This is a genomic window from Protofrankia sp. CiP1_Cm_nod3 (genome assembly GCF_982290655.1).
In genome coordinates this window covers 69,818-72,722 of the sequence record NZ_CEVIVD010000002.1, presented here as the reverse complement: position 1 = coordinate 72,722, position 2,905 = coordinate 69,818, and the positions used below count along the sequence as shown (strand labels likewise).

1 protein-coding gene is annotated in these 2,905 nt (G+C 70.4%); it reads left to right on the top strand.

Annotated elements, in window-relative coordinates:
- Positions 1-482: 482 nt before the first annotated feature.
- Positions 483-2,905: NACHT domain-containing protein (locus AC5LUJ_RS01215; RefSeq protein WP_493464335.1), on the top strand; the 2,423-nt coding region annotated here is incomplete at its 3' end.

The following is a 2,905-nucleotide window of genomic DNA, read 5'->3' as shown; positions in this document are numbered from 1 at the left end:
GGGACGGCTGGCTGCGGATCGGCGCCGTGCACCACAGCCCCGCCGGCGAGAATCCTGACGAGCGCCCGCCGGGGATATCCGAGGACGGCGTCCTGCGGGACACCGAAGAGCTCGACCGGATTCTTGCCCCTCACCTGAACCTGCTGCTGCACGGGCAGGACACAGACGCCCACACGCTCCCGTCGGGCCTGCCCACACTCCCGCTGCGACAGGATGACGGCCGGCTAAGCTACCAGGTGATCCGGATCAACCGGACGGGGTTCACCTGTTTCGCGCCCGCTCACAGCCCTGCCGGCCGGCGGCAACCGGCCCACACGTCCCACGACCTCACCTCGGCGCACGCCGTCTTTCCCCCGCCAGCCCGAAGCGACCCCAACGGTTGCAACAAGCGACGGCCCCGACCGCCTGACCCCGACGAGACACCCCTGCCACCGCCGTGGCCCCGTGACCGTCCTCGGGACCTGCTGGACGACGCCGCCGAAGTGGCCAGGCTGCGCTACCCGGCCGCGACGGTCGAGCGGGTGGAGGCCGCCGGGGAACGAGCCGCCCACCTGCGGGTCTGGCGCGCCGAGGGGCAGGTGGTGGAGCAGCGTGTGATCGGCCTGCTCGACGGCAACGCCGATGCCGACGCGCTGGCGGAGTTCGTCCGGACGATCCACCGGCCCTACCTTGCCACGAGCCCGACGCTGTTCTGCGACCTGGTCTACTGCGGGGACGAGCAGGCCGGCCCCGACCTGGTCGCACGGGCCGTACGGGACGGCGTGCGGCTGCTGAGCATGCCGGAATACCAGGGCGTGCTGGACCTGCGCGGCTACCTCAACCGGCAGACCCGCCGGCTGGAATCCGACCAGATCTACCCCCCGGAGCTGTACGTACCCCAACGCGCCACCCGCCTGGACGGACGGGACCGGCCGTCGTCACAGGACGCGCTCGCGGACGTGACCGGCTGGCTGACCACCGACCAGTCCCGGTTCGTCCTGATCCTCGGCGACTTCGGCCGGGGCAAGACCTTCCTGCTGCGCGAACTGGCCCGGCGGCTGCCCACCGACCGGCGGTACGTGACCCCGATGCTGATCGAGCTACGCGGGCTGGAGAAGTCGCACGACCTGGACACGCTGGTGGCGGCCCATCTGGCGAACAGCGAGCAGACCCGGTTCGACCTCGCGGCGTTCCGCTACATGCTGGACGCGGGCCGGGTCATCCTGCTCTTCGACGGGTTCGACGAACTGGCCCTGCGGGTGACCTACGACCGCGCGGCCGAGCATCTCGGCACGCTGCTGGCGGCCGTCCGCGGCCAGGCGAAGATCGTGCTGACCAGCCGCACCCAGTACTTCCTCACCGACGACCAGGTGTTCAAGGCCCTCGCCCAACGGGTCGACCTGATCCCGGGCCGGCGCATCGTCCGGATCGAGGACTTCACCGACACCCAGATCGAAAGCTTCCTGGTCCAGCGATACATTCGGGACCTGAGGGTGCGCACGACCGGCCCGACACCCGGCTCGGCGCCCGACCTGGCACACCACCGGGCCCAGGCCAGGCAGCGGGCCGACGAACGGATGACGCTGATCCGCGGCATCCGTGACCTGCCAGGGCTCTCGCGCAATCCCCGGATGCTGTCCTTCATCACGGCCCTGGAGGACAAGCGGCTGCGGCAGGCTCGCGGCGGCGACGGGACGATCCACCCGGCCAACCTGTACCGGGAGCTGGTCGACACCTGGCTCGACCACGAGGAGCGGCGCGCCCACCCGGGTGGAGCGTCACCCTCGCTGTCCAAGGCCGACCGGCTGGACGCGGCCACCCGCCTGGCCCTGACCCTCTGGGGCAGCACCGAACGTCACATCGGTGTGGAGGAGCTGTCGGCCACCGCCGCCGCGGTGCTCGCGAGCATGAGCAACCCGGCGGAACTCACCGGTGACGAGCTGACCCAGATGATCGGCTCAGGCACCCTGCTCGTGCGGGACGCCGACGGCCGGTTCTCGTTCATCCACTCCTCGGTGATGGAGTACCTGGTCGCCGCCGAGGCCGCCCGCCAGTTCGCCGCGGGCAGCGCGCGGGAGCTGCTGGGGGCTGGGAAGATGACGGAGCTGATGGCCGACTTCTTCGTGAACCTCATCGGACGCGACCAGGCCAGCAGATGGGCCCAGAACACGATCGACGACCCGCACGCCGCCACTGCTGCGAAGGCGAACGCGCTGCTCGTGGCCCGCCGGCTGGGCATACGACTGCGTATCAGAGCAAAACTCGCCGGTGCCGACCTCGCCGGCCAGGACCTGTCCAATCGGTCGGACCTGCGGGAAGCCGACCTGCGCCGGGCGAACCTGACCGACACCCGGATCGCCCACACCGACCTGACCGGCGCCGACCTGCGCGAGGCGAACCTGACCGGCGCCACCATCGAGAACGCCACCCTCACCCATGCGGACCTCTCCGGAGCGCGGCTGTCCAGCACGAAAGTCCGTAACTCCCGCCTCGACGACGCCCTGCTCCGCGGAACACAACTCGACCACACCCGAATCGATCAGGCCAACCTATGCAGCGCCGACCTCACCGACGCGGACCTGTCCCACGCACGACTGACCGAGGTCAACCTCACCGACGCGGTCATAACGGGCAGCCGTTGGCACCGCACGGCCGTCCTCGGAGGACAGACCACACACCTCGGCAGCATGTCCGAACTGGCTGACGCCGCGGTAGCCGGCCGTGACCGCGCCCAACTGACCCCGCTTCCCAGGACCTCGCCCAGAAACAGGGCGGACGCGACAGCGGTGGCTTTCTCTCCGGACGGCACGCTCCTGGCGACCGGGACGCAGGATGGACCGGTCAGCCTGTGGGATGTCCGCACCGGCCGCCGACAGCGCATTCTCGCCGACCATACCCAGTTGGTGTCGTCGGTGGCATTCTCTCC